Source organism: Nitrosophilus sp. (assembly GCF_982775275.1).
Genome location: NZ_CEXZHP010000100.1, coordinates 1 through 5,472, shown reverse-complemented (window position 1 = coordinate 5,472; position 5,472 = coordinate 1). Strand labels below are relative to the sequence as shown.

At 34.7% G+C, this 5,472-nt stretch carries 5 protein-coding genes; 3 read left to right on the top strand and 2 right to left on the bottom strand.

The genetic code is table 11. The features are described 5' to 3' along the window. The 3 genes from AC30RD_RS05795 to AC30RD_RS05785 all read left to right on the top strand — a co-directional run. Positions 1 to 540: ATP-binding cassette domain-containing protein (locus tag AC30RD_RS05795; RefSeq protein ID WP_489493393.1), on the top strand; the 540-nt coding region annotated here is incomplete at its 5' end. Next, positions 537 to 2,468, top strand: a complete 1,932-nt coding sequence (locus AC30RD_RS05790) for a transglycosylase domain-containing protein (protein ID WP_489493392.1) — start codon at positions 537 to 539, stop codon at positions 2,466 to 2,468. The genes AC30RD_RS05795 and AC30RD_RS05790, both read left to right, overlap by 4 nt. Positions 2,469 to 2,476: 8 nt before the next feature. Continuing rightward, positions 2,477 to 2,881: a hypothetical protein gene (locus AC30RD_RS05785; protein ID WP_489493391.1), complete on the top strand. Its 405-nt coding sequence runs from the start codon at positions 2,477 to 2,479 to the stop codon at positions 2,879 to 2,881. On the opposite strand, the gene AC30RD_RS05780 is transcribed toward AC30RD_RS05785, so the two are convergent. Both AC30RD_RS05780 and glnA read right to left on the bottom strand, forming a co-directional pair. Continuing rightward, the gene (locus AC30RD_RS05780; protein WP_489493390.1) at positions 2,871 to 3,794 is read right to left on the bottom strand and encodes a glutaminase; all 924 of its coding nucleotides are present in this window, start codon (positions 3,792 to 3,794) and stop codon (positions 2,871 to 2,873) included. The two genes, AC30RD_RS05785 and AC30RD_RS05780, sit on opposite strands and share 11 nt — an antisense overlap. A gap of 105 nt (positions 3,795 to 3,899) precedes the next feature. Beyond that, positions 3,900 to 5,330 (bottom strand): type I glutamate--ammonia ligase, encoded by a 1,431-nt coding sequence (gene glnA, locus AC30RD_RS05775; protein ID WP_489493389.1) that lies wholly within the window; start codon positions 5,328 to 5,330, stop codon positions 3,900 to 3,902. Positions 5,331 to 5,472 lie beyond the last annotated feature (142 nt).

Sequence of the window (5,472 nt, the reverse complement as noted above, 5' to 3'; positions counted from 1 at the left end):
CTTTTTTATGAGATAGATATCGATAGCGATTTTGAATTAAAAAGAGGGGATACCCTATCTTTGGTTCCGCAAAATCCATTTACATCTTTATCTCCCCTTACGAAAATAAAAGATCAATTTTTAATCCCTACAGATAAAGCGGTAGAGTTGCTAAAACTGGTTGGGTTAAAAAAAGAGCATTTATATCGTTTTCCCCCAGAGCTTAGCGGAGGCCAGCTTCAAAGAGTGATCATAGCGATGGCTTTGGCACTAAAACCAAAACTGCTTTTACTTGATGAGCCTACTACCGCTCTTGATCCTCAAACCAAAGAGTTGATAATAAACCTTATAAAAGATATGAAAAAAAGATTTAATTTTTTAATCCTTTTTGTTACCCATGATATCGAAAGCGCGTCAAAAATGTGCAAAGAGATTGCGGTAATTAAGAAAGGAAAAATAGTTGAGAATGGATTGATGGAGGATTTGTTGTATAATCCTAAACAAGATTATACCAAGCAGTTGATAGAATCAAATTTTGCAAAAAGAGAGTGGAGAAAGTGAGATTTTTATTTTCTATTATTTTTTTAGCGACTATTTCTTTGTTTGTAACTTTAGTATATTATTATTCTCAAATTAGGGATCAAATAGACTCTATTGTAAATTATAAGCCTATTTTGACTACAAAAATTTATGATAGAAACGGAGAGTTAATCGCAAATATATTTGAAAAGGAAAACAGAGTTTACGCCACATATGATGAGATTCCGCCAAAAATTATCGAATCCCTTCTTGCTATAGAGGATACTCTATTTTTTGAACACGGAGGAATAAATTTTGACGCTATATTTAGAGCTATTATAAAAGATATAAAGGCTGGAAAATTTGTTGAAGGAGCAAGCACTTTAACCCAACAGCTCATAAAAAACACCCTCTTAACAAGGGAAAAGAAAATCGAGAGAAAAATAAAAGAGGTTCTTTTGGCAATTGCGCTAGAGACAAAACTATCAAAAGAGGAGATTTTAGAGAGATATCTAAATCAGATCTATTTCGGACACGGATATTACGGTATAAAAACAGCTGCTCTTGGATATTTTCGAAAAAGTTTAAAAGATTTGACTCTAAAAGAGGCGGCAATGCTTGTTGGATTGCCAAGAGCTCCAAGTTTTTATGATCCGACAAAAAATCTCGAAGCCTCTTTAGAAAGAGCCAATAGGGTAATTTCAAGACTTCATAAGCTTGGCTGGATTACAGATAAGGAGTTTGCTAACGCCATAAAAGAGGTGCCTATAGTGTATGATGATACCTTAACGCAAAATAGAGCGCCGTATGTGGTGGATGAGATTATAAGAAGAGTAGGTAAAAATATTAAGGATTTAAGAAGGGGAGGTTATAAAATCTATACTACTATCGATCTTGATTTTCAAAAAATGGCGAAAGAGAGTTTAAAAGAGGGATACGAAAATATAAAAAAAAGAGCCAAAAATGAAGAGCAGATAGATAGTTTAAACGGCGCTATGGTTGTTATGGAAAACAAAACCGGCGATATTTTAGCGCTAATTGGAGGAGTTGATTATAAAATGAGCCCCTTTAATCGCGCAACCCAGTCCAAAAGACAGCCAGGAAGCGCCTTTAAGCCTTTTATATATCAGATTGCCTTAAATTTTGGATACTCCCCGGCATCTTTAATACCAGATGTGGCAAGAACTTATGAGTTTGAGGATAAAAACGGCACAAAAAGATGGCAGCCTAAAAATTATGAAAAAGATTTTCAAGGTCTCATAACCTTAAGGGAAGCGTTAGTTCACTCCAGAAATTTGGCCACCATAAACCTTGTAACGGAAATTGGGCTAATTAATATATACAAAGAGTTAAAAAGATTTGGGTTTGAGGATCTTCCTATGGATCTATCTTTATCTTTGGGTAGTTTAGGTATATCTCCTTACGATTTTGCGGGATTTTATTCGATCTTTTCAAATTACGGCGTAAAGGTAAAACCAAGATTGATACTGCAAATAAACGATAAAGATGGAGATATAGTGTTTAAAACTAAGCCTCATGAAGAGAAACTTTTTGAAAAAAAACAGGCATATTTAATGATAGATATTTTAAAAGATGTGGTAAAAAGAGGAACAGGTAGAAGGGCCAAGGTAAAAGGACTTGAGGTTGCTGGAAAAACAGGAACTACAAACAATAATATAGATGCGTGGTTTTGCGGATTTACTCCACAATATGAAGCGATCGTATGGTTTGGAAAAGATAATAACACTCCTTTAAGAAAAGGAGAATCCGGAGGAGTGGCTGCGGCTCCGGTTGTTGGAAGTTTTTTTAAAAAACTTTTAGAGACCCATCCTCAAATGCAAAGGGAGTTTGAAAGACCAGATGGAGTAATCGTGGCAAAATATAGGGGCAAAAGAGAGATTTTTACCGATATTTCAAAGCCTCCGGTTATCAAAGACGAACCTATTATAGAGGATAATTTAATATTTTAAGGAGAGTTATGTTTTTTGTTACAGAAGGAGTATGTCCAAAATGTAAGGATAAGGGGCAAAAAGTCACTCATGAGGTGTTAATGGCTCATTTAAAGGATATTTCAAAAATAAAGAAGGATAAAACCTACTATTTTTGTTGGAACGAAGATTGCGAAAATATCTATTTTGCCATCGGTGAGAGCTTAACCCAAAAAGATGTAATTAGAGAAGTAGGATATAAGAGTGGCTCCAGTGAGGATGGAATTATATGTTTTTGTTTTAATTATACCAAATCAAATATCAACGAAAACTCGTTTGAAGAGAAAAAATTAAAAGTTAAACTTCACGGTTGTAACTGCTCTTTGAGAAATCCAAGCGGCGGATGTTGCACAAGCTGGTTTAAAAATTATGTGAAAGAGAAATTTAAAAAATAGAAAACCCCGTTTTATTTGTGAAAAGCTCAAGAGCTATTGTCCCAGCAAAAGAATTTCCATATTTGTTTAAAGGGGGTGACCATACGCATATTCCCATATGGTTTGGAACAACAGCCACTATTCCCCCTCCAACACCGCTTTTACCGGGAAGTCCAACATGAAACGCAAATTCTCCGCTAGCGTCGTAATGTCCGCAAGTTAGCATTACTGCATTGACCCTTTTTGCTTGCGAAGGGGTTATAAACTCTTTTTGTTTTATAGGATCTTTACCACCGCAAGCCAAAAAAAGCATAGATCTAGCGAGTTCTTCGCAATTCATCTCTATAGAGCAGTGTTTAAAATATGTTTCAACTGTAATAACTGGATCATTTTCTAAATTTCCAAAACTTTTTATTAAATTTGCTAAAGCCCTATTTCTAAATCCATGCTCCATTTCCGATTTTGCAATATCTGGATTGATGTTAATATCGGATTTATCGCTAATTTCTCTTATAAAGTTTATTATATTTTCTAAAGCTATATACTCATCTTTATAATGACTTATTAAAGAGTCCGTTATTACCAAGGCGCCTGCGTTTATAAAAGGGTTTCTAGGTTTTCCGTGCTCATATTCGAGTTGAACAAGTGAATTAAAAGGAGTTCCACTGGGCTCAACGCCTACTCTTTTGTAAAGTTCTTTTGAGTAAAGATTTAATGCAATGGTAAAAGTAAAAACTTTTGATATGCTCTGAATAGAAAATCTTTTTTTAGCGTCACCAATACTATAGACTTTTTTATCTTTTGTTACTATACTCATTCCAAACTGATTTGGATCCACATTTGCCAAAGCAGGGATATAATCGGCTACTTTCCCTTTTCCAATGTGAGGTTTTATCTCATTGTAGATCTCTTCTAAAATTTTTTGGAAATCCATAAAAGTCCTTAGAAATTAGACGATTTTAATAAATTATAATACAGAAGATTTTGTTATAAGAAGATAAAAGAAGTAAGATTCAAAGGGCGAAAGCCCTTTGATAAATTAGCAACTATAATATAGAATAAATTCGTATGGATGAGGTCTTCCTTCAACTGGATTAACTTCAACTTCATATTTCCAATCGATATATTCTTTTATAAAATCTTCGCTCATAACGCCGCCAGCTGTTAAGAAATCGTGATCTTTTTTAAGTTCTTCTAACGCTTCTCTTAAAGTTGCAGGCATTGTTTTGATACCTTGATCTCTTAGCTCTTCAAGAGTATATTCAAATAGATCTTCATCTCTTGGCTCGCCAGGATCAATTTGATTTTTTATTCCGTCAAGTCCAGCCATTAAAATAGCAGTAAATGCCAAATATGGACAGCTTGAGCTATCTGGACTTCTAAATTCTACTCTAACACTCTTTTCGCCCGCGCCATAAGGAATTCTAAAACATGCACTTCTGTTTCTTGCACTATATGCCAAAACTGAAGGAGCTTCAAATCCAGGCATTAATCTTTTATAAGAGTTAGTTGATGGGTTAGTAAATGCCGCAACTGCACCGGCATGTTTTATAATACCACCAATAAACCATTTTGCAATTTCGCTAAGATTACCATATTCGCCGGCTTTGAAAAATAGGTTTTTACCATCTTTCCAGATTGAGCAGTGAACATGCATTCCGTTTCCGTTATCGTTATATAAAGGTTTTGGCATAAAAGTAGCGGTTTTCCCGTTTATATGAGCAACGTTTTTTACAACATATTTATATTTTTGAACATTATCCGCCGCAGTTATAATGTCTCCAAATTTAACACCAATCTCACCTTGTCCAGCAGTACCAACCTCATGATGAACAACGAAAGTTTCAATACCAACTTCGTCTAAAACTTTAACCATTTCAGCTCTTATATCCATTTGGCTATCAACTGGTGGAACAGGAAAATATCCTTCTTTTGGAGCCGGTCTGTGGCCGATATTGTATCCACCTTCGTCTCTTGGGTCATGTTTCCAGTTCCAAGCACCCTCTTCAGAATCTATCTCATATCCTTGTTTATGCATCTCATCAACTACATGGATATGATCAAAGATAAAAAACTCGTTTTCTGGTCCAAAATATACAGCATCGCCTATTCCAGACTCATTTAGATACTCAACTGCTTTTTTAGCTATTGTTCTTGGATCTTTATAATATGGAGTTCCGTCAACGTCACAAACTGAGCATATAACAACGGCGGTTGGATCGGCAGTAAAAGGATCAACAAAAGCAGTTGAAGCATCAGGCATTAAAAGCGTGTCTGATTCGCTTATATTTTTCCACATTCTAATAGAACTTCCATCAAAAGGAATACCCTTTTCAAACATCTCTTCTGTAACGGCTTTAGCGTTGTAGGCCAAATGGTGCCATCTTCCAAATATATCTGTAAATCTAAAGTCTACAAACTCTATCTCCTCTTCTCCAAGCAGCTTAAAAAAATCTTTAACTGCACTCATATAAACTCCTTTTTTAGATTTAAAGTCCATCTATTCTATCAAAAAATTAAAAAAAATTTTTTCATAAATTGATTAAAAATTAATCAATTCTCTCTCCCTTTTTCTAAAAATTGCACATTTTTTATACCCAATCTCTTTTGCA